The organism is Pseudomonas sp. MPB26, from assembly GCF_046605355.1.
In the GTDB taxonomy this organism is placed as follows: Bacteria; Pseudomonadota; Gammaproteobacteria; order Pseudomonadales; family Pseudomonadaceae; genus Aquipseudomonas; species Aquipseudomonas cedrina.
This window is the reverse complement of sequence record NZ_CP176793.1, coordinates 1,426,762-1,450,817: the sequence shown is the minus strand read 5'-3', so window position 1 is coordinate 1,450,817 and position 24,056 is coordinate 1,426,762. Positions and strand designations below refer to the sequence as shown.

At 61.9% G+C, this 24,056-nt stretch carries 12 protein-coding genes; 6 read left to right on the top strand and 6 right to left on the bottom strand.

Features of this window, described 5'->3' with window-relative positions:
* Window positions 1-125 precede the first annotated feature (125 nt).
* Window positions 126-4,079 (bottom strand): trifunctional transcriptional regulator/proline dehydrogenase/L-glutamate gamma-semialdehyde dehydrogenase, encoded by a 3,954-nt coding sequence (gene putA / locus ACLH0H_RS06715; RefSeq protein WP_411381445.1) that lies wholly within the window; start codon window positions 4,077-4,079, stop codon window positions 126-128.
* A 459-nt stretch (window positions 4,080-4,538) separates the two neighbouring features.
* On the opposite strand from putA, the gene putP reads away from it, so the two are divergent.
* From putP to ACLH0H_RS06700, 3 genes are all read left to right on the top strand, one after another.
* Window positions 4,539-6,023: a sodium/proline symporter PutP gene (putP, locus tag ACLH0H_RS06710; RefSeq protein WP_411381444.1), complete on the top strand. Its 1,485-nt coding sequence runs from the start codon at window positions 4,539-4,541 to the stop codon at window positions 6,021-6,023.
* A gap of 204 nt (window positions 6,024-6,227) precedes the next feature.
* Window positions 6,228-8,228, top strand: a complete 2,001-nt coding sequence (locus ACLH0H_RS06705; RefSeq protein WP_411381443.1) for a type VI secretion system tip protein VgrG — start codon at window positions 6,228-6,230, stop codon at window positions 8,226-8,228.
* 15 nt (window positions 8,229-8,243) lie between these two features.
* Window positions 8,244-8,933 (top strand): DUF4123 domain-containing protein, encoded by a 690-nt coding sequence (locus ACLH0H_RS06700; protein WP_411381442.1) that lies wholly within the window; start codon window positions 8,244-8,246, stop codon window positions 8,931-8,933.
* On the opposite strand, the gene ACLH0H_RS06695 is transcribed toward ACLH0H_RS06700, so the two are convergent.
* Complete coding sequence (locus ACLH0H_RS06695) at window positions 8,919-10,196, bottom strand: O-acetylhomoserine aminocarboxypropyltransferase/cysteine synthase family protein (RefSeq protein ID WP_411381441.1); 1,278 nt, start codon at window positions 10,194-10,196, stop codon at window positions 8,919-8,921. The two genes, ACLH0H_RS06700 and ACLH0H_RS06695, sit on opposite strands and share 15 nt — an antisense overlap.
* A gap of 248 nt (window positions 10,197-10,444) precedes the next feature.
* Here ACLH0H_RS06695 and ACLH0H_RS06690 point away from each other — a divergent pair, with 248 nt between their 5' ends.
* Window positions 10,445-11,281, top strand: coding sequence for a 23S rRNA (adenine(2030)-N(6))-methyltransferase RlmJ (locus ACLH0H_RS06690; RefSeq protein ID WP_411381440.1), 837 nt, complete (start codon window positions 10,445-10,447; stop codon window positions 11,279-11,281).
* A gap of 168 nt (window positions 11,282-11,449) precedes the next feature.
* Here ACLH0H_RS06690 and msrA read toward each other — a convergent pair whose 3' ends face one another.
* The 4 genes from msrA to aceE all read right to left on the bottom strand — a co-directional run bounded on the left by msrA (window position 11,450) and on the right by aceE (window position 19,478).
* On the bottom strand, window positions 11,450-12,097 hold the full coding sequence (msrA, locus tag ACLH0H_RS06685; protein ID WP_411381439.1) for a peptide-methionine (S)-S-oxide reductase MsrA: 648 nt from the start codon (window positions 12,095-12,097) through the stop codon (window positions 11,450-11,452).
* A 73-nt stretch (window positions 12,098-12,170) separates the two neighbouring features.
* Window positions 12,171-14,855, bottom strand: coding sequence for a putative bifunctional diguanylate cyclase/phosphodiesterase (locus ACLH0H_RS06680; RefSeq protein ID WP_411381438.1), 2,685 nt, complete (start codon window positions 14,853-14,855; stop codon window positions 12,171-12,173).
* 316 nt (window positions 14,856-15,171) lie between these two features.
* A complete protein-coding gene (aceF, locus tag ACLH0H_RS06675; protein ID WP_411381437.1) occupies window positions 15,172-16,821 on the bottom strand; it encodes a dihydrolipoyllysine-residue acetyltransferase in 1,650 nt (549 codons plus the stop codon).
* A gap of 11 nt (window positions 16,822-16,832) precedes the next feature.
* A complete protein-coding gene (gene aceE / locus ACLH0H_RS06670; RefSeq protein ID WP_411381436.1) occupies window positions 16,833-19,478 on the bottom strand; it encodes a pyruvate dehydrogenase (acetyl-transferring), homodimeric type in 2,646 nt (881 codons plus the stop codon).
* Between the two features lie 383 nt (window positions 19,479-19,861).
* On the opposite strand from aceE, the gene glnE reads away from it, so the two are divergent.
* Together glnE and waaF are read left to right on the top strand one after the other, a co-directional pair.
* Window positions 19,862-22,801 carry a bifunctional [glutamate--ammonia ligase]-adenylyl-L-tyrosine phosphorylase/[glutamate--ammonia-ligase] adenylyltransferase gene (gene glnE / locus ACLH0H_RS06665; protein WP_411381435.1) on the top strand — a complete coding sequence of 980 codons (2,940 nt, stop codon included), beginning with the start codon at window positions 19,862-19,864 and terminating at the stop codon, window positions 22,799-22,801.
* A gap of 220 nt (window positions 22,802-23,021) precedes the next feature.
* On the top strand, window positions 23,022-24,056 hold the full coding sequence (waaF, locus tag ACLH0H_RS06660; protein WP_411381434.1) for a lipopolysaccharide heptosyltransferase II: 1,035 nt from the start codon (window positions 23,022-23,024) through the stop codon (window positions 24,054-24,056).

The window sequence follows — 24,056 nt, the reverse complement described above, 5'->3', positions numbered from 1 at the left end:
ACAAAGCGCGGTCGCAAGCTGGAGCACGGTCAATGTGGGAGCGGGCTTGCTCGCGAATACGGTGGATCAGTCATAAATCTGGCGACTGACACTCCGCATTCGCGAGCAAGCCCGCTCCCACAGGGTTAACCGATAGTCATCAGGCTGGCGTTGCCACCCGCCGCAGCGGTGTTGACACTCAACGCACGCTCGATCACCAGGCGCTCCAGCGCAATCGCTGTTTCACCTTGCGACAGACCATGCACCCCGACAATCGCGCCGCCACGCTGGGCCACTTGCTGGCACACCGCACGCAGTTGGTCGGAATCACCATGATGCAGGACCGCGTCGAACACCACCTCGTCCTTGGTCCAGTCGGCCACGCGCTTGACCTTCGCCTGAATGTCCTTCGGCAAGCGTGGGAACAGCGCCTTGGTCAGCTCGGTTTCCGGCCATACCGCCGAACCACCCACCGCCAACACCGCCGCCAGTTGCGTCAGCAGATCGCCTTCCACGTCCGCCAGGCACAGCACATGCTCGCGGGGCAGGATGGCGTAACTGTTGCGCTCGCCGGTCGGGCCGGCCAGTTGGCGGGTGATACCGCTTTGGGACTGCGCGGCGAACTGGTTGCACAGGGCGCTCAGTTCGCTGAACTGATTGCTGTCGGCCCAGGCTTTGAGCGCGGTCAGCGGCTGGCTCATGGCGTCGCGCAGACGTACATCCGGTGCGGCCAATGCGTCGCCGCGTACGAAGGATTGCTCGATCGCATCGGTAGGACGAGTCGACAGCAGGCGGTACAGGTACAGCGGGCCACCGGCTTTCGGGCCGGTGCCCGACAGGCCTTCGCCGCCGAACGGTTGTACGCCGACCACGGCGCCGACAATGTTGCGGTTCACATACACGTTACCGGCATTGACGTTGTCGATCACCTTGGCGATGGTCTCGTCGATGCGAGTGTGCACGCCCAGGGTCAGGCCGTAGCCGGACGCGTTGATCTGGCCGATCAGTTGGTCGATCTCTTTGCGCTTGTAACGCACCACGTGCAGCACCGGGCCAAAGATCTCGCGTTGCAGTTCGTCGAAGCTTTCCAGTTCGATCAGGGTTGGCATCACGAAGGTGCCGCGCTTGATCTCTTCGCCATCAGCGATAGCCACCTGGTACACAGTGCGACCTTTGTCGCGCATGGCCTGGATGTGTTTCTCGATGCCGGCCTTGGCTTCGGCGTCGATTACCGGGCCGATGTCGACGGACAGGCGCTCCGGGTTGCCCAGGCGACATTCGGCCATGGCGCCCTTGAGCATTTCGATTACGCGGTCGGCCGAGTCTTCCTGCAGGCACAGTACGCGCAGCGCCGAGCAGCGTTGGCCGGCGCTGTCGAAGGCCGAGGACACCACGTCGATGACCACTTGTTCGGTCAGTGCCGAGGAGTCGACGATCATCGCGTTCTGGCCGCCGGTTTCGGCGATCAGCGGGATCGGACGGCCCTGGGCGTCCAGGCGGCCGGCGACATTGCGCTGCAGCAGGCGTGCCACTTCGGTGGAACCGGTGAACATCACGCCCTTGACGCGATCATCACCCACCAGGCGCGCGCCGACGGTTTCACCCTGGCCCGGCAGCAGTTGCAGCACGCCTTCGGGAATGCCGGCTTCGAGCAGGATGCGCACGGCTTGCGCGGCGACCAGCGGGGTCTGCTCGGCAGGCTTGGCCAATACCGGGTTACCGGCGGCCAGCGCGGCGGCGACTTGACCGCTGAAGATTGCCAGCGGGAAGTTCCACGGGCTGATGCACACCACCGGGCCCAGTGGGCGGTGGGCGTCATTGGTGAAGTCGTTGCGCGCCTGTACTGCGTAGTAGCGCAGGAAGTCCACGGCCTCGCGCACTTCGGCGATGGCGTTGGCGAACGTCTTGCCGGCCTCGCGCGCCAGCAGGCCCATCAGCGGCTGGATCTCGCCTTCCATCAGGTCGGCGGCGCGCTCCAGGATCGCGGCGCGTTCGGCGGGCGGGGTGGCCTGCCAGATCGGACCGGCGCTGATGGCGCACTGAATGGCGTTGTCGACGTCTTCGACAGTGGCTTCCTGCACATGACCGACCACGTCACGCAGGTCGGACGGGTTCAGTACCGGTGCCGCCACTTCATTGCTGGAGGCGCAACCGAGCATCGGCGCCGCTTTCCAGTGGTTGTGCGCGGTGGCCAGCAGGGCGCAGGACAGCGACGCCAGGCGGTGTTCGTTGGCCAGGTCGATACCCGCCGAGTTGGCGCGGTCGCTGCCATACAAGTCGCGCGGCAATGGAATACGCGGGTGCGGCAAGCCGAAGCCGCCTTCCTGCGTCGCCATTTGCTCGATGTTGGCCACTGGATCGGCCACCAGTTCCTGAATCGAGATGGTGTGGTCGGCGATGCGGTTGACGAACGAGGTGTTCGCGCCGTTCTCCAGCAGGCGACGCACCAGGTAAGCCAGCAGGGTCTCGTGGGTGCCGACCGGTGCGTACACACGGCACGGACGGTTCAGCTTGCCCTCGGAAACCTTGCCGACTACCTGCTCGTACAAGGGCTCGCCCATGCCGTGCAGGCACTGGAATTCGTACTGGCCGGGGTAATAGTTCTGACCGGCGATGTGGTAGATCGCCGACAACGTGTGAGCGTTGTGCGTGGCGAACTGCGGATAGATGACTTCCGGCACCGACAGCAGTTTGCGTGCACAGGCGATGTAGGAAACGTCGGTGTACACCTTGCGGGTGTACACCGGGTAGCCTTCCAGGCCCTCGACCTGGGCGCGCTTGATTTCGCTGTCCCAGTACGCGCCTTTTACCAGGCGGATCATCAGGCGATGGCGGCTGCGGCGTGCCAGGTCGATTACGTAGTCGATCACGTAAGGACAACGCTTCTGGTATGCCTGAATCACGAAACCGATACCGTTCCAGCCGGTCAGTTGTGGCTCGAAGCACAGGCGTTCGAGCAGGTCCAGCGACAGCTCCAGGCGGTCGGCTTCTTCGGCATCGATATTCAGGCCGATGTCGTATTGCTTGGCCAGCAGGGTCAAGGACAGCAGGCGCGGGTACAGCTCATCCATCACCCGCTCGTACTGCGCCCGGCTGTAACGCGGGTGCAATGCCGACAGCTTGATGGAGATGCCCGGGCCTTCATAAATCCCACGGCCGTTGGAGGCTTTGCCGATCGAATGAATGGCTTGTTCGTACGAGGCCAGGTACTTCTGCGCATCGTGTTCTGTCAGCGCCGCTTCACCGAGCATGTCGTAGGAGTAGCGGAAACCCTTGGCTTCGAACTTGCTCGCATTGGCCAGGGCTTCGGCGATGGTTTCGCCGGTGACGAACTGCTCGCCCATCAGGCGCATGGCCATGTCGACGCCCTTGCGGATCATCGGCTCGCCGCTTTTGCCGATGATGCGGCTGAGGGACGAGGTCAAGCCCGCTTCGTTGTGCGTGGCGACCAGTTTGCCGGTCAACAGCAGGCCCCAGGTGGCCGCGTTGACGAACAGCGACGGGCTGTTGCCCAGATGCGGATGCCAATTGCCGGTGCTGATTTTGTCGCGGATCAGGGCGTCGCGGGTGCCTTTGTCCGGGATGCGCAGCAGCGCTTCGGCCAGGCACATCAGCGCCACGCCTTCCTGGGACGACAGGGAAAACTCCTGCAGCAGGCCCTGAACGATACCGGCACGGCCACCGGCACTCTTCTGGTTACGCAGTTTTTCGGCAATCGAGGCCGCCAGCTTGTTGGTGGCTTCGGCCATCGCTGCCGGCAGGCGCGCCTGCTCGATCAGCATCGGCACCACTTCCGGCTCGGGGCGGCGGTAAGCGGCGGTGATCGAGGCGCGCAGGACGGACTGCGGCAGGATGCTTTCGGCAAATTCGAGGAAGCACTGGTGGGCGTGGTCGGCCTGGACTTCGCCAGCATCTTCAGCGCTGCTGCTGCTCAGGCCATTGAGTTCGGTCAGGGTTGCGCCACCCTCCAGTTTCTCCAAGTAATTGAAGATCGCTTGTTTGATCAGCCAGTGTGGCGTGCGATCAATGGAGGTCGCGGCGGCCTTGAGGCGCTCGCGGGTCGGGTCGTCAAGTTTGACCCCAAGGGTGGTCGTAGCCATTTTCTTATCCTCATGGGTGCCACTACCGAGTGGCATCAGCTGGCGCCAAGATTAGCTTTGCGCATGCGCAGGTGCAACCGGGTGCAACCCATTTTCTTCAGGAATTTTTTGAGCGTGGTCGGGGAAAAAACACATCGCCGACCGATTGCGCTTCTGCTTGGTGCGTTTGCTTCTGAGTGGAGCTGTTCTTGCTCCGAAAAGGAGCAAAAACAAGGTGTTTTCCGAGTTTTACAGCAAGGTGCAACTTATTCTCGCAAAACTGGTTGCACCTTATTTGCTTTGTTGAATAGCATTCGCGTCCAAGGTGCAACCACTCAGCGAGTCGGTTCATCGGCTGGCGGCTTTCCTGGGGAAACGCCAGTCATAAATGCGCGGCAAGCAGCTACGTCTTCCTACTTGCAGTAGGTGGCCGTCTGACAGACCGCCGCTACATAAAAACAAAGCCAGGGCGTCACTCTTATGAGCGTTAGTAATCCAACCCTGATCACCTTCGTGATCTACATCGCAGCAATGGTGCTGATCGGCTTCATGGCCTATCGCTCCACCAACAACCTTTCCGATTACATCCTGGGCGGTCGCAGCCTCGGTAGCGTGGTGACAGCCTTGTCGGCCGGCGCCTCCGATATGAGTGGCTGGTTGCTGATGGGCCTGCCCGGCGCGATCTACATGTCCGGCTTGTCGGAAAGCTGGATTGCCATCGGCCTGATCGTCGGCGCCTACCTCAACTGGCTGTTCGTCGCCGGTCGCCTACGGGTACAGACCGAGCACAATGGTGACGCGCTGACCCTGCCGGATTACTTCTCCAGCCGTTTCGAAGATAAAAGCGGCCTGCTGCGGATCATCTCCGCTGTTGTGATCCTGGTGTTCTTCACCATCTACTGCGCTTCCGGCATCGTGGCCGGTGCCCGCCTGTTCGAAAGCACCTTTGGCATGTCCTACGAGACCGCATTATGGGCCGGTGCCGCAGCGACCATTGCCTACACCTTCGTCGGTGGTTTCCTGGCGGTGAGCTGGACAGACACCGTACAGGCCACGCTGATGATCTTCGCGCTTATCCTTACGCCGATCATCGTGCTGCTGGCCACCGGTGGCGTCGACACCACCTTCCTGGCCATTGAAGCCAAGGACCCGACCAACTTCGACATGCTCAAGAACACCACCTTCATCGGCGTCATCTCTCTGATGGGCTGGGGCCTGGGTTACTTCGGCCAACCGCACATCCTCGCGCGTTTCATGGCCGCCGATTCGGTGAAGTCGATCGCCAAGGCGCGTCGCATCTCCATGGCCTGGATGATCCTGTGCCTGGGCGGCACCGTGGCGGTGGGCTTCTTTGGTATCGCCTACTTCTCGGCGCATCCTGAAGTGGCAGGTGCAGTGACCGAAAACCCTGAGCGCGTGTTTATCGAACTGGCAAAAATCCTGTTCAACCCATGGGTTGCCGGTGTTCTGCTGTCGGCCATTCTCGCCGCCGTCATGAGCACCCTGAGCTGCCAACTGCTGGTGTGCTCCAGCGCGCTGACCGAAGACTTCTACAAGTCTTTCCTGCGCAAAAACGCCTCCCAGCTCGAGCTGGTGTGGGTCGGTCGCCTGATGGTGCTGCTGGTTGCGCTGATCGCCATCGCCATGGCCGCCAACCCGGAAAACCGCGTACTGGGCCTGGTGAGCTACGCCTGGGCCGGCTTCGGCGCTGCGTTCGGCCCTGTGGTGCTGATCTCGGTGATCTGGAAACAGATGACCCGCAACGGCGCACTGGCCGGCATCCTGGTCGGCGCGGTCACGGTGATCGTGTGGAAACACTTCGAGCTGCTGGGCCTGTACGAGATCATCCCAGGCTTCATCTTCGCCAGCCTGGCGATCTACTTCGTGAGCAAGATGGGCGTACCGACTGCGGGTATGGTCGAGCGCTTTGATGCGGCGGAAAAAGACTACAACCTCAATAAGTAGTTCGGCGGGCGTTAAGCGCCCCACGAATTGAAAAAAGGCTCGCGTCCTACGGATTGCGGGCCTTTTTTGCGTGTGTGCTTTGCGCCGGTCCTAAGAAAAATCGGACGTGTGCGTGTAGGGCTTTACTGTTTTTCCAGAGGTGTGCTCGGCAGAGCGCAGCGCTGATGCAGAATCCGCTACCCACCCCTCGCAGAGAAACACCGGATGTTCGCTCCTGCCAATCAAAGTGCCTTTACCCTGACCCTCGACGGGGAGCCCAGTGAACTCAAGGTGTTCGAGTTCAGTGGTGTTGAATCCATCAGCCAGCCCTACCGTTTTGATCTGGAGCTGGTCGCCGAGCGGCCCGATCTTGATTTGGAAAGCCTGCTGCATCACCCGGTGTACCTCGGGTTTGATGATCGCGGCCATGGTGTCCATGGTCTGGTCTATCGGGTGGCGCAGGGCGATTCCGGGCGGCGGCTGACGCGTTACCAGATCAGCCTGGTGCCACAGCTGGCGTATCTGGCGCACAGCAGCCACCAGAGGATCTTTCAACATCAGACGGTGCCGCAGATTATCGCCCGGGTTCTGGAAGGGCAGGGCATTCACAGCGATCGTTTCGAGTTCCGGCTGAGCGGCACCTATCCCCAGCGCGAGTACTGCGTGCAGTTTGGCGAGACGGACCTGGCTTTCATTCAGCGGCTTTGCGCAGAGTTGGGCATCCATTATCACTTCCAGCATTCGGCCGAAGGGCATGGGCTGGTATTCGGCGATGACCAGACCGTCTTTGCCCAGGCGGATCAGCCGACCCCTTACACCCCAGGCTCAGAGATGGTGGCGCAAACCCCGGCGATCAAGCGGTTTGCGCTGCAGGTGCAAGCCCGCACCACGGCGGTGAACCTGCGCGACTACGACTTTTGCAAGCCACGCCTGTCGCTGGAAAGCGCGGTGTCCGGCGAGCAGCTGCCCAAGCTCGACGTGCAGGATTACCCCGGCCGCTTCAGCGATCGCGCCCATGGCAAATACCTCGCGCAGCGCAGCCTGGAGCGCCAGCGCAGTGACTATCGCATCGCCCATGGCAGCGGGGATGAGCCCGCTTTGGCCAGCGGCCGGTTCCTCAAGCTGGCCGGCCACCCACGCGACGACTGGAACGGCCTGTGGCTGGTCACGCAAGTGACCCATGCAGGCAAGCAGCCCCAAGTGCTGGAAGAACTCGTAACCGAAGTGGCGGGCGGGGATATGCGCCAGGGGTATCGCAACGAATTTACCGCCACACCCTGGGATGCGGTCTTTCGGCCAGCCTTGCCTGAACAGCCTCGGCCGACCATTGCCGGCTACCAGAACGCAGTGGTCACCGGCCCCGCCGACAGCGAAATCCATTGCGATGAATACGGCCGGGTCAAAGTGCAGTTGGCGTGGGATCGCGCCGGAGAACATAACGAACATTCCAGCTGCTGGCTGCGGGTGGCCAGTGCCTGGGCGCATGATCGCTATGGTTCGGTAGTGATCCCACGGGTCGGCATGGAAGTGCTGGTGGGCTTCGTCAATGGCGACATGGACATGCCGCTGGTGATGGGCTGCCTGGCCAATGCAGCCACGCAGGTGCCCCTCGATTTGCCGGCGGACAAGACCCGCAGCATCTTGCGCAGCCAGAGCAGCCCCGGTGGTGGCGGTTACAACGAGCTGCGCATCGAGGATCGCAAGGGGGCCGAGGAAATCTACCTGCGCGCGCAACGGGATTGGACGCAGCATGTGCTGCATGACCATCGCGTGACAGTAGGCGGTGAGTCGCACCACGAACTGCAAGGCGAAGAACAGCGCATCACTCACGGCAACCGCCTGACCGATCTCAAGCAGGATGACCACTTGGTGGTCGGCGGTTCGCAGCAGGTGCATGCCGGACAAACCATCCGGATTGGGGCAGGGCAAAGCATCGTCATCGATGCGGGCGCGACTGTCACGATTCAGGCCGGCGGGCAATCGATCACGCTGTCTGCGGGCGGCATTTTCAGCAGTGTGCCGATCCAGCTAGGTAGCGCGCCCGTTGCCGCGTCCGCGCCGTTGGTCCCAGGAGCGAAGGCGACGTTGCTGGCCGTGCTTGCTGCACCGCTGAGCCGCGTGCAAGTCGCCAGCCTGAAGCGCAGTGCGCCATTTTGCGAAGAGTGTGAACGTTGCAGGAACGGCCAGTGCGATCTTCCCCGGCACAGCCATGCGATTCAACCTTGAAGGAGCCTTATGCCGATGCATCAACCTATGCCTGGTGAACAGATCTTCGCGGTACTGGGCGCCGCCAGCGACGCCAGGCCCTTGGAGGCTTGGCGGGCACTTGCTGCGGCAGCCGCGCCGCAGCCTGTCTGGGCCGGCACGTCTTATGCGACATGGGATGAGGTGATGCCCTATGTGGGCATCGTCGAGCCGGGCAGCCCTTTCCTTGAATGGGCCGCCTCCACTGAAGCAACGGACTGGGGTTGGCTGGGCATGTCTAGCAGCCCGTTGGAGATGGTGGTTGAGCACCTGCGAAGCCTCACCAAGGTATTTTTGCCCAATGGCCAGGAAGTGTTTTTACGTTTCTGGGATGGCGCCCAGATGCTGCCGATCCTGCAGCGGTTGGGTGATGACATGGGCGAGGTGTTGCCGGTATTCCAGCGTTATGTGATCAATGGCCAGGCGCTGACCGTTGCGACCCGCCCGGTCACGGCCGCCAAGGCAAGCCCATGGTGGCGCGTGCCTGCAGCGTTACTGGAGCACCTGGCCGAGCAATCGCCACAGACCCTTGTCGGCAACCTGTTGCAATGGCTCGAAGAGCAGCGCCCCGACCTGTATACCGCCTTCCCGTCGGCGACCTTGCGGCACAAGGTCGCCTACTTCGTGCGTAGCCGGGAGATCGACCATCAGGCGCTGGCTGACTACCTGGCCTCAGAGTTGGGGTGATCCCAGCGCCTGCTGCAAATCTTCGATCAGGTCTTCAATCGCCTCGATACCCACCGACAGGCGAATCATCTCCGGTTTCACGCCGGCCTTGGCCTGTTCCTGCTCGTTCATCTGGCGGTGGGTCGTCGAGGCGGGGTGGCAGGCCAGGGATTTGGCATCGCCGATGTTCACCAGGCGCTTGAAGATCTGCAGCGCGTCGTAGAAGCGCACACCGGCGTTAAAGCCGCCTTTCAAGCCGAAGGACAGTATCGCCGAGGGTTTGCCTTGCAAGTATTTCTGAGCCAGCGCGTGGTGTGGATGATCCGGCAGGCCCGCGTAACTGACCCACTCCACTTCGGCATGGCCTTGCAGGAATTGCGCGACCTTCAACGCGTTTTCGGTATGACGCTCCATGCGCAGGGCCAGGGTTTCCAGGCCCTGCAGCAACAGGAAGGCATTCATCGGTGCCAGCGCCGCGCCGGTATTGCGCAGCGGCACTGTACGGGCACGGGCGATAAAGGCGGCCGGGCCAAATTTTTCGGTGTAGACCACGCCGTGATAGGCGGGCTCCGGGGTGTTGAGGCCGGGGAATTTTTCCGGGTAATCGGCCCAGGGGAAGGTGCCGCTGTCGACGATCACTCCACCCAGGGAGTTGCCGTGGCCGCCGATGTATTTGGTCACGGAGTGCACCACGATATCGGCGCCGAACTGGATCGGTTTGCACAGGATCGGGGTGGCCACCGTGTTATCCACCACCAGTGGCACGCCACGGTCGTGGGCCACCTTCGCCAAGGCTTCCAGGTCGACAATATTGCCCGCCGGGTTGCCGATGCTCTCGCAGTACACTAGCTTGGTGTTGTGATCGATCAGTTCCGCGATGGCGGCGGCGGTGTCGTCGCGGGCGAAGCGCACTTCGACGCCGAAGCTTGGCAGCAAGTGCGCGAAAAGGGTGTAGGTGCCGCCATAGAGTTGCGGGGTGGTGACGATGTTATCACCGGCGCGGGTAAGGGTCTGAATGGCGTAGTAGATCGCCGCGCTGCCGGCTGACACCGCGAGGGCGGCAATACCCCCTTCAAGCGCGGCAATGCGCTGCTCCAGCACGTCATTGGTGGGGTTCATGATTCGTGTGTAGATATTGCCGGGCACGTCCAGGTTGAACAGGTCGGCGCCGTGCTGGGCATTATCGAACTCGAACGCGACGTTCTGATAGATCGGCACAGCGACGGCCTTGGTGGTCGGGTCCGACTTGAAGCCGTGGTGCAGTGCGATGGTGGCGTCTTTCATGATGGGTAGTGACCTCCCTGGAAGGTATGGGCGCCCCATGCAATGTGGGAGCGGACTTGCCCGCGATAGTCTCGCCGCAGCGCCCAGGTAATACCGCGTCGCCTGCATCGCGGGCAAGCCCGCTCCCGCAGGCCAATAGATTATTTTCAGCGGTGCGTCTGCCGTTGCGACATAAGCACCGCCCGGCACGCCGCCCTGCACCTTTGCTCGCGCAGCAGGTAAACTTCGCCCCCTGCGCAGGAGCAACCATGAATTATCGTCACGCCTTTCACGCCGGCAACCACGCCGATGTCTTCAAACACCTGACCTTGACCCGCCTCATCGCCTTGATGTCGCGCAAGGAGCAGCCGTTCGCCTATCTGGACACCCACGCCGGCATCGGCCTGTATGACTTGCAGGGCGACCAGGCAAACCGCACCGGTGAATACCTGGAAGGCATCGCGCGGCTGTGGGGCCAAAGCGACCTGCCGCCGCTGACCGCCGATTACATGCGTGTGCTGCATGAGATGAACCCGGATGGCGAGTTGCGCTATTACCCCGGCTCGCCGGAATTGGCGCGACGCCTTACCCGCCCGCAGGACCGTGTGCTGCTCAATGAAAAGCACCCGGAAGACGGCGTGCTGCTCAAGGACAACATGAAGGGTGATCGTCGCGTCAAAGTGCACCTGGGCGAAGGCTGGCATGTGCCGCGCGCCTTGCTGCCGGTGCCGGAAAAACGCGCGCTGATGCTGATCGATCCGCCGTTCGAAAAGCTCGACGAGATGCAACGCTGCGCGGCGTCCCTCAAAGAGGCGGTCAGTCGGATGCGTCAGACCGTCGCGGCTATCTGGTACCCGGTAAAGGATCAGCGCCTGTTGCGCCGTTTCTACCAGGACTTGGCCGGCACCGGTGCACCGAAGTTGCTGCGTGTGGAATTGCTGGTACACCCGCTGGACATGCCCAACACCCTGACCGGCTCGGGCCTGGCGATCGCCAACCCGCCGTGGGGCCTGGAAGAGGAATTGCGCCAGCTGCTGCCGTGGTTGTCCAAGAAGCTTGGCCAAACCCAGGGTGGCTGGCAGATGGATTGGTTGATCGCTGAATAGTTAGATCCCAAGCCATACGCAAAACCCAATGTGGGAGCGGGCTTGTGTGGGAGCTGGCTTGCCTGCGATAGCATCACCGAGGTGTGACTGATACACCGAGGTGCCTGCATCGCGGGCAAGCCCAGCTCCCACACAAGCCCGCTCCCACATTTTGAATTGCGCTGGCCTTCAGATCGGGCAGGTCACACCTGTCCCGCCGATCCCGCAATACCCCTGCGGATTCTTCGCCAGGTACTGCTGGTGATACGTCTCGGCGAAGTACACCGTTGGCGCTTCGTCGATTTCGGTGGTGATCTGGCCCAGGCCGGCCTTGGTCAGTTCCGCCTGGTAGGCGTCGGCGCTGGCTTTGGCGGCTTCCAGTTGCTCCGGCGTGGTCGCGTAGATCACCGAGCGGTACTGGCTGCCAATATCGTTGCCCTGGCGCATGCCCTGGGTGGGGTTGTGCAGTTCCCAGAACATCTTCAGCAAATCTTCGTATTTCACCTTGGCCTGGTCGTACACCACCAGCACCACTTCGCTATGGCCGGTCAGGCCCGAGCAGACTTCTTCATAGGTCGGGTTTGGCGTGTAGCCGCCGGCATAACCCACCACGGTGCTGACCACGCCGTCGCGTTCCCAGAACTTGCGTTCCGCGCCCCAGAAGCAGCCCAGGCCGAAGATCGCAAAGCCGACGTCATCCATGAACGGCCCCAACAGCGGGTTGCCGTTAACAAAGTGAGTCTCTGGCAGCGTCATCGGGGTTTCACGGCCAGGCAACGCTTGTTCTTGAGTAGGCAGCACGTTTTTGTTCACCAGAATTTCCGAGCGCAAGACCATGATCAGTCCTCCCAGTCAGAGTTGAGTTAGGTATGGAATCCGACCGTCAGTGTGCCCGAGTGTTGCCGCGCTGTCAGGCGATTGGCCCGCGCGGGTAGCGTTTAAGCTTCTCGAGCAGCTCTGCGCCGGGGATTGGCCGGTCGAACAGGTAGCCCTGGCCCACATCGCAACGGTGCCGGCGCAGAAAGGCCAGTTGCTCGGCGGTTTCGATGCCTTCGGCCACTACCTTGAGCTTGAGGTTGTGGGCCATGGCGATCACGGCCGAGGTGATTTCCATGTCGTCCTGGTTATCCGGGATTTCGTGGATGAAGCTGCGGTCGATCTTGATGATGTCGATGGGGAATTTTTTCAAATAGCTCAGCGACGAGTAGCCGGTGCCGAAGTCGTCCATGGCCAGGGTCAGGCCAAAGCTTTTCAGCTGGTCCAGTTGCAGGCGCGTGTCCTCGGTGGCTTCCAGCAGCAGGCCTTCGGTGAGTTCCAGCTCCAGCAGGTTGGGCGGCAGGTCTTCCTCCTTGAGGATCGCGGCAATCGAGGCCACCAGGTCCGGGTCGGAGAATTGCTTGGGCGACAGGTTGATTGCTACCTGCAGGTTGCCCATGCCGGCGGCGCTCAGGCGTTTGCTCATGCGGCAGGCCTGGCGCGCGATCCATTTGCCGATGGGGATGATCAGGCCGGTCTCTTCAGCCACGCTGATGAACTGGTCGGGACGGATCATGCCCTTTTCCGGGTGGTTCCAGCGCAGCAGCGCTTCCATGCCCAGCAGGCGACCGCTGCGCAGGCACAGCTTGGGCTGGTAGAACACGTCCAGCTCGTTCTGGGTGAGGGCGCGGCGCAGGTTGTTCTCGACGAACAGCTTGTAGCTGGCCTCGGCGTTCAGCGCCTCGGTGAACACCTGTACCTGGTGTTTGCCGTTGGCCTTGGCCTTGTGCAGGGCCAGGCCGGCGTTGCGCATCAAGGTCTGCGGGTCGCGGCCATGCAGCGGCGCGCAGGCCAGGCCCACGGAGCCGGTGACGCTGATCAACTGGTTGTCGACGAACATCGGTTTGTCGAGGGTCGCCAGCAATTGGCTGGCCACCTGCTGGCCGCTTTCCAGGTCGGTGTCATCAAGCAATACCGCGAATTCGTTACTGGCGAACCGCGCCAGGCTGCCACCGGCGCTCAGGCTGTTACGCAGGCGGCGGGCCAGGCTGATCAGCAGCTTGTCGCCGGTCTGGTGGCCCAGGCTGTCGTTGATGCGCTTGAAGTTGTCGATGTCCACCAGCAACAAACTGATGGGGCTGTCGCTGTCACGGGCAAAGCGCTCATCAAGGTTGCGGATGAAGGCCGGACGGTTGCCCAGGTTGGTCAGGTTGTCGGTATAGGCCAGGCGCTCGATGCGCTGCTGGGCCAGCTTGGCCTGGGTGATGTCCTCGTAGATGCCGATGTAGTGCGTCAGCTCACGGTTGTCGCCATACACTTTGGAAATCGACAACTGGCCCCAATAGGGTTCCAGGTTTTTGCGTCGGCTCTTGAATTCGCCTTGCCAGCTGTTGCTCTTGGCCAGTGCCGAGGGAGCGTCGAACAGTAACTCGCTTAGGTTTTCCAGGGCCGGCAGTTGCGCCAGGCGATGGCCATGGACTTCTTCGGCGCTGTACTGCGTGATGGCGGTAAAGCTCGGGTTGACGTACTCCACCACGCCGTCGCAGTTGACCAGCATAAAGGCGTTGGCGCTTTGTTCCACGGCCCGCTGGAACAGGTGCAAGGCGCTGGTGGCGGTGCGCCGGTTGTGGTTGTTGATGACCTGCGCGAACTGGTCGGCCAGCTCGCCGGCAAAGGCGATTTCGTCGGCCTGCCAGGCGCGCGTACTGCCGCTTTGCTCCAGGCACAGCACACCGACGACCTGGCCGTCGACGCGGATGCTCGCGTCGAGTATGGCGTGGATGTCTTTGTTCTCGGCCATTTCACGGGTGCGCGGGTCGCGCAATGCGTTGGTGGTGTCGATGGCCCGGCTGGTGTGCAAGGCTTCCAGGTAATCGGGAAAGCAGCTGGCGTCAATGGGCTCGGGCATGTGGTGTTGCTGATCGTCGCGGTGATAGGCCGAGATCGGTACCAGGCGCTGACCCTCAAGGTTCCAGATGCTCGCGCAATCGATCTGGTAGACATCGCAGGCGCTGCGGGTGATCAGCTCGGCGGCTTCCTGCAGCGAATTGTTGATGGTGTAGCGCTGGCGGGCCAGCAGCAGGATCAACTCCTGCTGGGCGCGCACCCGCTCCAGGTGTTGCAATTGTTCCTGCTGCGCGCGCTGGTTGAGTTCCAGGGCGATTTGCAGGCGGCTGTTCTGGTTTTCCAGGTCTTGCGTGGGCAAGGCTGCGGGAATTTCGCTGAACAGGCCATCGACCACCATCAGATAGCCGCGCAGCAGGTGGCGATTGTGCTGTTTGTAGGCTTCGCCCATTTCCAGCAGGCTCAGCGGGCCGTCGTTGGTGTGCAACGTGTAGCGCACCAGGTAATGGGGGCTCAGGGCCAGTTGCTGCTGGATGGTGTCGTGCAGTTGATAGCGCGCCTGGGGTTCCATCAGGCTGGCGTAGGGCGTGCCGAGCAGGGCGCACAGCTCGACCGCCGGCAGGCCGAATTGGCGCTCGCAATTGGGGTCGAGGTAGAGGAGGGCCCAGCTTGCCTCATTAAGCCGCTCGAAACGCAGCATACCGAGGCGCGAAGGCACCGGTAACTGTGTCACTACCTCGGCCGCCATTCGGGCGACATCGGGTTGGCTTTTCATGGGGCGGACTCACTTGAAATTACGCGCACGGCGCCGGGCTCACGCCCTCTTTTCTGTTGCCTGCGGCAAGGTTGCATCATGCGGCGCGGGCTGACAAGAGAGGATGAAGGCTAAGTGCTATAAGGGGGGTATCGGCCGCGAAAGGGATTTCTATAGTCAAGATGATGGAAGCTGTACAAACCTGTCTTGTGTGTCCAGCTTTACGCACCAGAACAGGCAAAAAAAGCCCGGCCAAGTGGCCGGGTTGAGGTACGAGCGTGGCGCTCGGAAATCGGTGCAACCAGGCTTCCTCGGTCAAGAGGAGGCCTGTTGGTACTTACAGCAGGATGGTGCGGATGTCGTTCAGCAGCTGGCTCAGACGCTGAGTGAAGCGAGCGGCGGCGGCACCGTTGATCACACGGTGATCGTAGGACAACGACAGCGGCAGCATCAGCTTCGGTTGGAACGCTTTACCGTCCCACACAGGCTGGATAGTGGCCTTGGATACACCCAGGATCGCCACTTCCGGCGCGTTGACGATTGGCGTAAAGCCAGTGCCGCCAATGTGGCCGAGGCTGGAGATGGTGAAGCACGCACCTTGCATATCGTCTGCGGTGAGCTTCTTGTCACGTGCCTTGGCAGCCAGTGCAGCCGCTTCGGCAGCGAGTTGCAGCAGGCTTTTCTGGTCGACGTTCTTGATGACCGGTACCAGCAGGCCATCCGGGGTGTCGACGGCGAAGCCGATGTGTACGTATTTCTTGCGGATGATTGCCTTGCCGCTCGGCGCCAGCGAACTGTTGAAGTCCGGCAGTTCCTTGAGCAGGTGCGCACAGGCCTTGAGCAGCAGTGGCAGCACGGTCAGTTTCACGCCGGCCTTCTCGGCCACGGCTTTCTGCGCAACGCGGAAAGCTTCCAGATCGGTAATGTCGGCCTGGTCGAACTGGGTCACGTGCGGAATGTTCAACCAGCTGCGGTGCAGGCTCGACGCGCCGATTTGCATCAGGCGGGTCATCGGCACTTCTTCGGTTTCGCCGAAGCGGCTGAAGTCCACAACCGGGATCGGCGGAATGCCCGAACCACCGGTAGCCGCGCCGCCAGCCGGTGCTTCCTTGGCTTTTTGCATCATGGCTTTGACGTAGACCTGCACGTCTTCCTTCAGCACGCGACCGTGCGGGCCGGTGGCCGACACAGCGTTGAGCTCGACACCAAACTCACGGGCCAACTGGCGTACAGCCGGGCCTGCGTGAACCTTGGCACCGCTTGGCGCTGGCGCGGCAGCCGCCGGGGCCGGTGCGGCCTCGGTTTTTGCAGCAGCAGGTGCAGGGGCGGCAGCGGCCGGAGCAGCTTCAGCCTTGGCGGCAGGGGCAGCAGCGGGAGCTGGCGCAGCGGCAGGTGCAGCGCCTTGTACTTTCAGCTTGAGAATGAAGTCACCGGTGCCGACTTCGTCTTCCAGCTTGACCGCGATGCTCTCCACCACGCCGGCAGCCGGCGACGGGATTTCCATGGAAGCCTTGTCGGACTCCAGGGTAATCAGCGACTGGTCGGCTTCGACGGTGTCGCCGACCTTGACCAGCAACTCGATGATCTTGGCCTTGCCCGACGAGCCGATGTCCGGGACGTGAATGTCCTGGACCGTGGCTTCTGCTGGTGCAGCAGCCGGGGCCGCTGGGGCCTCGGCGGCAGCAGGCTTTTCAGCAGCCGACGCAGGCGCTTCAGTGGCAGCAGGAGCCGCCTTGGGTGCCGCATCGGCGGTGCCTTCGATTTCCAGCTCAAGCAGTTCGTCGCCTTCTTTCAGACGGTCGCCCAGCTTTACTTTCAGGCTCTTGACTACGCCGGCTTTGGGAGCAGGGATTTCCATGCTCGCCTTGTCCGACTCAAGGGTCAGGATGCTCTGGTCGGCTTCGACGGTGTCGCCGACCTTCACAAACAGCTCGATTACTTCACCTTCACCGCTGCCGATGTCAGGTACGCGAATGAGTTCGCTCACAAAAAGTCTCCTCAGCAGTCCAGTGGGTTGCGTTTTTCCGGGTTGATCCCGAACTTGACGATGGCATCGGCCACCACCTTGGGTTCGATCTCACCACGGTCAGCCAAGGCTTCCAGGGCTGCCAACACCACGAAGTGACGGTCAACTTCGAAGAAGTGACGCAGCTTCTTGCGGCTGTCACTGCGGCCGAAACCGTCGGTGCCCAGGACTTTGAATTCCTTGGACGGGACCCACTGGCGAATTTGTTCAGCAAACAGCTTCATGTAGTCGGTGGAGGCAATGACCGGACCTTTACGACCGTTCAGGCACTCTTCGACATAGCTCAGTTGTGGCTTCTGGCCTGGATGCAGGCGGTTGTTGCGCTCTACGGCCAGGCCGTCGCGACGCAGTTCGTTGAAGCTGGTGACGCTCCACACGTCGGCGCCGACGTTGAACTCGTCACGCAGGATCTTCGCCGCTTCACGCACTTCGCGCAGGATGGTGCCGGAGCCCATCAGCTGTACGTGGTGCGCCGCTTCCCTGGTGTCTTCTTCGAGCAGGTACATGCCCTTGATGATGCCTTCTTCCACACCGGCCGGCATGGCTGGCTGCTGGTAGGACTCGTTCATCACGGTGATGTAGTAGAAAACGTCCTGCTGTTCTTCGGTCATCTTCTTCATGCCGTCCTGGATGATCACCGCCAGCTCATAGCCGTAGGTTGGATCAAAGGTGCGGCAGTTCGGGATGGTGGCAGCCAGGATGTGGCTGTGACCGTCTTCGTGTTGCAGGCCTTCGCCGTTCAGCGTGGTGCGCCCGGCGGTGCCGCCGATCAGGAAACCACGGGTACGGCTGTCGCCGGCGGCCCATGCCAGGTCGCCAATGCGCTGGAAGCCGAACATCGAGTAGAAGATGTAGAACGGCAGCATCGGCTGGTTGTGGCTGGAGTACGACGTACCGGCAGCGATGAAGGAGCTCATGGCGCCCGCTTCGTTGATGCCTTCTTCGAGGATCTGGCCTTTCTTGTCTTCCTTGTAGAACATCACCTGGTCTTTATCGACTGGCTCGTAGAGCTGGCCGACCGAGGAGTAGATGCCCAACTGACGGAACATGCCTTCCATGCCGAAGGTACGGGCTTCGTCCGGGATGATCGGCACGATGCGCGAACCGATTTCCTTGTCCTTGACCAGCTGCGCGAGGATCCGCACGAAGGCCATGGTGGTGGAGATTTCACGGTCGCCCGAACCGTCCAGGATAGCCTTGAGGGTATCGAGTGGCGGCGTCGGGATGCTGATGCTTTTGGCGCGGCGCTGCGGCACGAAACCGCCCAGCGCGGTGCGACGCTCGCTGAGGTAGCGGGCTTCGGCGCTGTTCGGCTCCGGCTTGAAGAACGGCAGGTTCTCCAGCTCTTCGTCCTTGACCGGGATGTCGAAGCGGTCGCGGAACAACTTCAGGCTGTCGACATCGACTTTCTTGGTGTTGTGCGCGGTGTTCTTCGCTTCGCCGGCACCCGTGCCATAACCCTTGATGGTCTTGGCCAGGATGACAGTCGGTTGTTCTTTGTGGTTGACCGCTTCGTGGTACGCCGCGTAGACCTTATACGGGTCGTGGCCGCCACGGTTGAGCTTCCAGATCTCGTCGTCGGACAGGTCGGCAACCATCGCCTTGAGTTCAGGCGTGTTGAAGAAGTGTTCACGCACGAATGCGCCGTCTTTGGCCTTGTAGTTCTGGTACTCGCCGTCGATGACTTCGTCCATGCGACGTTGCAGGATACCGTCGACGTCCTTGGCCAGCAGTGGGTCCCAGAAGCGGCCCCAGATGACCTTGGTCACGTTCCAGTGAGCGCCGCGGAACACGCCTTCGAGTTCCTGGATGATCTTGCCGTTGCCGCGAACCGGGCCGTCGAGGCGCTGCAGGTTGCAGTTGATGACGAAGATCAGGTTGTCCAGCTTCTCGCGGCCGGCCAGTGAGATGGCGCCCAGGGATTCTGGCTCGTCACACTCGCCGTCGCCCAGGAAGCACCAGACTTTCTGCTTGCCTTCAGGGATGAAGCCACGGGCTTCCAGGTACTTCATGAAGCGTGCCTGGTAGATCGCTTGAATAGGGCCCAGACCCATGGACACGGTCGGGAACTGCCAGAAATCAGGCATCAGCCAAGGGTGCGGGTAGGACGAGAGACCCTGACCGTCGACTTCCTGGCGGAAGTTGTTCATCTGCTCTTCGGTGATGCGGCCTTCCATGAACGCACGGGCGTAGACGCCTGGCGAGGTGTGGCCCTGGAAGTAGATCAGGTCGCCGCCGTGTTCGTCGGTCGGGGCCTGGAAGAAGTAGTTGAAGCCGATGTCATACAGGGTTGCGCTGGAAGCGAAGCTGGAGATGTGACCGCCCAGGTCAGAATCTTTCAAGTTCGTGCGCATTACCATCGCCATGGCGTTCCAACGTACCAGCGAGCGAATGCGGCGTTCCATGAACAGGTCGCCAGGCATGCGTGCTTCGTGGGTAACGGGGATGGTGTTGCGGTATGGCGTAGTGATGGCGTAGGGCAGTTGCGAGCCGCTGCGGGTCGCGAGTTCGCCCATACGGGTCATCAGGTAGTGAGCACGGTCTTCGCCTTCTTTGTCGAGAACCGATTCCAGGGCGTCCAGCCATTCCTGGGTTTCGACGGGATCGAGGTCTTGCATGGCTTGCTCCAGGGCGGAAAGGCTACCAGAATCGGTTGCCTGAAGTTTGCGACTGGCCTTGTGGGCAGACGACATAAATTCTTGGATGACCGAAGGTTGCTTCGGCGTCCTGTAGTTTTACTACAAATCGTCGGCCATTTCAGCCTTTCGAATGTATATACGAGTAGTAAAACTACACAAGACTGAGCGTATGGCTCGGTCTGGCTGGTGAGCATAATCGTTATTGTTGATCTTTTGCGAACAAGAAAAGGTAGATGTTTAATGTTCCCTGCCAACAACTGTGATTTTTCAGCTATTTATAACCTTTGTTCGACAGTCCTGCATGTAGCGCCGGTATCACGTCCACGGCAACAAGCCATTTACGCGCCGATCAAGGATAGACCATGAGCCTGCCAACATTGGCCGAATTGCCAGCCATTCTCTTGCCAAAAGCCCAGCGGGCCGAGCAGTCATTTCGTGACGCCGTGGCCGCGCTGGAAGACGATCATGGACTTTCTGCGTGGACGTCGCAACGGTGGGCCGACTTTGCCCGTGTGTGCGCCGCCAGTGATTTCGTCATTGAACAGAGCCTTCGTGACCCTTTGATGTTGCTTGAGCTGGTGGCCTGTGGCGAATTGGACCGCGGCTTCGCGCCTGGCGAGCTGTGCAGGCAGCTGGCTGGCGCCGTGCAACAAGCCGAAACAGAAGACGAACTGGGCCGTGCGCTGCGTCGCCAGCGTACCCGCCAGCAAGTGCGCATTATCTGGCGCGACCTGACCCGCCAGGCGGATCTGGTGCAAACCTGCCGCGATCTGTCCGACATGGCCGACGCCAGCATCGACCAGGCCTACCAGTGGCTGTACCAGCGCCACTGCGTGCAGTTCGGCACGCCTACCGGCCGGCGCAGCGGCGAGCCGCAGCACATGGTGATCCTCGGCATGGGCAAGCTCGGTGCGGTGGAGCTGAACCTGTCGTCGGATATCGACCTGATCTTCGCTTACCCCGAAGGCGGCGAGACGGTCGGTGTGAAACGGTCACTGGACAACCAGGAATTTTTTATCCGGCTTGGTCAAAAACTGATCAAGGCCCTTGACCCGATGACCGTCGATGGCTTCGTGTTCCGCGTCGACATGCGCCTGCGCCCCTACGGTTCGGCCGGTGCGCTGGTGCTCAGCTTCAATGCGCTGGAGCAGTATTACCAGGACCAGGGCCGTGACTGGGAACGCTACGCCATGATCAAGGCGCGGGTGGTGGCGGGCGACCAGGTGGCGGGCGCGCAGTTGCTCGACATGCTGCGACCGTTTGTCTACCGCCGCTACCTGGACTTCTCCGCCATTGAAGCGCTGCGCACCATGAAGCAGTTGATCCAGCAGGAAGTGCGGCGCAAGGGCATGGCCGACAATATCAAGCTGGGGTCGGGTGGCATCCGCGAAGTGGAATTTATCGCCCAGGCATTCCAGCTGATCCACGGCGGCCGTGACCTGAGCCTGCAGCAGCGGCCGCTGCTCAAGGTGCTCGGCACCCTGGAAGGCCAGGGCTACCTGCCGCCGGCGGTGATTGCCGAACTGCGCAACGGTTATGAATTCCTGCGCTACACAGAACACGCGATCCAGGCGATTGCCGACCGCCAGACGCAAATGCTCCCGGACAGCTCGGAAGACCAGGCGCGCATTGCCTTTATGCTCGGGTTTGCCGACTGGGCCGCGTTCCATGAGCGCCTGATGCACTGGCGCGGCCGGGTGGACTGGCACTTCCGCCAGGTAATCGCCGATCCGGATGAAGAAGAAGGCGAAGAAAGCGAATTGGTCGTAGGCGGTGAATGGTTACCGCTGTGGGAAGAATCCCAGGATGACGAGGCGGCCTGCCGCCAACTGGCCGAAGGGGGGTTCACCGACGCAACCAAGGCCCTCAAGGCGTTGGCCGGTCTGCGCAACAGCCCGCAGTTGCGTGCCATGCAGCGCCTGGGCCGCGAACGCCTGGACGCGTTTATCCCACGTCTGCTTGCCCAGGCGGTCGAACATGCCAACCCCGACCTGGTGTTGGAGCGCGTGTTGCCGCTGGTGGAAGCCGTCGCCCGGCGTTCCGCCTACCTGGTACTGCTCACGGAAAACCCCGACGCTCTGCGCCGGCTGTTGACCCTGTGCGCCGCCAGCCCGTGGATCGCCGAGCAGATCACGCGCTTTCCGCTGTTGCTCGACGAACTGCTCAACGAAGGCCGCCTGTTCAAGCCGCCCTTGGCGCCTGAGCTGGCGGCCGAACTGCGCGAGCGCCTGACGCGCATTCCCGAGGACGACCTCGAGCAGCAGATGGAAGCCTTGCGTCATTTCAAGCTGGCCCACCGCCTGCGCGTGGCGGCTTCGGAAATCGCCGGCAGCCTGCCGTTGATGAAAGTCAGCGACTATCTCACCTGGCTCGCCGAAGCCATTCTCGAACAGGTGCTGGCCCTGGCCTGGCGCCAGACCGTAGCGCGGCATGGCTCGCCACAACGCCTGGACGGCACCCTGTGCGATCCCGGGTTCATCATTGTCGGCTACGGAAAAGTCGGCGGGATCGAACTGGGGCATGGTTCGGACCTGGACCTGGTGTTTATCCACGACGGCGACCCGCAGGCCGAAACCGACGGCGCCAAGCCGATCGATGGCGCGCAGTTCTTCACGCGCCTGGGCCAGCGCATCATTCACCTGCTGACCACCCAGACCAACTCCGGCCAGCTGTACGAAGTCGACATGCGCCTGCGGCCTTCCGGCGCCTCCGGGCTGTTGGTCAGTTCGCTCGGGGCGTTCGACCGCTATCAAAAAAATGAAGCCTGGACCTGGGAACATCAGGCCTTGGTTCGCGCCCGGGTGTTGGTGGGAAGCCAGGATGTGGGCCAGGCGTTCGAGCAAGTGCGCGCCAACGTGCTGGGGCAGGAACGGGACCTGGCGAAGCTGCGCCAGGAAGTCAGCGAGATGCGCGCCAAGATGCGTGACAACCTGGGTACCAAGGGCACGGCGGCCGGTACCGGCGCCAATGCCTTCGAAGCCACGGCGGCGTTTGACCTCAAGCAGGACGCCGGAGGTATCGTCGATATTGAATTTATGGTGCAATACGCAGCTTTGGCGTGGTCTGCACAACATCCATCGTTGCTGCGCTACACCGACAATATCCGCATTCTTGAAGGCCTGGAGCAGGTGGGGTTGATGCCCGCCGCCGATGCCCATCTGCTGCGCGAGGTGTACAAGGCCTATCGGTCCGCCGCGCACCGCCAGGCCTTGCAGAACGAGGCCGGTACGGTTGCCGGGGATCAGTTCGCCGACGAGCGGCGGCAGGTGATGCGAATCTGGAAGGAACTGGGTTTAAGCTGAAACTTGATGAATTGAGCGACGCCGATCTGATGTGGAAACAGGCTTTATGTGGGAGCGGGCTTGCTCGCGAAGCAGGCGCTGCGGTCTGTCTATCGAACCGCGGTGATGCCTTCGCGAGCAAGCCCGCTCCCACACGAACCGGTGTTCACACAAACCCGGTCTTATAGTCATTACCGAGGCGGGGAGGCATAAGCCTCCCCGCATCGTTTGTGGAAACTACATGAATATTCTGATCGTTGGGCCCAGTTGGGTCGGTGACATGGTAATGGCGCAAACACTGTTTCAGTGCCTGCGCATGCGCCACCCAGACTGCCAGATCGACGTGCTCGCCCCCGAGTGGAGCCGACCGATCCTTGAACGCATGCCCGAAGTTCGCCAGGCCTTGAGCTTCCCGCTCGGCCACGGTGCCCTCGAGCTGGCGACCCGCCGGCGCATCGGCAAATCCCTGGCCGGCCAGTACGACCAGGCGATCCTGTTGCCCAACTCGCTCAAGTCAGCGCTGGTGCCGTATTTTGCCGGCATCCCCAAGCGCACCGGCTGGCGTGGCGAGCTCCGCTACGTGCTGCTCAATGACGTGCGCACCCTGGACAAGACCCGCTATCCGCTGATGATCGAGCGTTTCATGGCCCTGGCCTATGAGCCGGGCGCCGAGCTGCCCAAGCCATATCCACGCCCGAGCCTGCGGATCGATCCGGTCAGCCGCGACGCCGCGCTGGCCAAGTTTGGCCTGGCGCTCGACCGCCCGGTCCTGGCGCTGTGCCCAGGGGCTGAGTTTGGCGAGTCCAAGCGTTGGCCGGCGGAACACTATGCCCAGGTGGCCGAGGCCAGGATCCGCGAAGGGTGGCAGGTGTGGTTGTTTGGGTCGAAGAAGGACCATCCGGTGGGTGAAGATATTCGCCAGCGCCTGATTCCCGGCCTGCGCGAAGAAGCGGTCAACCTCAGCGGCGATACGTCGCTCGCCGAGGCCATCGACCTGCTGTCCTGTGCCGATTCGGTGGTGTCCAACGACTCCGGCCTGATGCACGTCGCCGCTGCCCTGAACCGCCCATTGGTGGCGGTGTACGGCTCGACTTCGCCTGGGTTCACGCCGCCATTGGCCGACCAGGTCGAAGTGGTGCGCCTGGGCCTGGATTGCAGCCCGTGTTTCGATCGCACCTGCCGGTTCGGTCACTACAACTGCATGCGCCAGTTGCTGCCGCAGCCGGTGAACGAAGCCTTGCAGCGGTTGCAAGGCTCCGTGGTCGAGGTCCGTTAG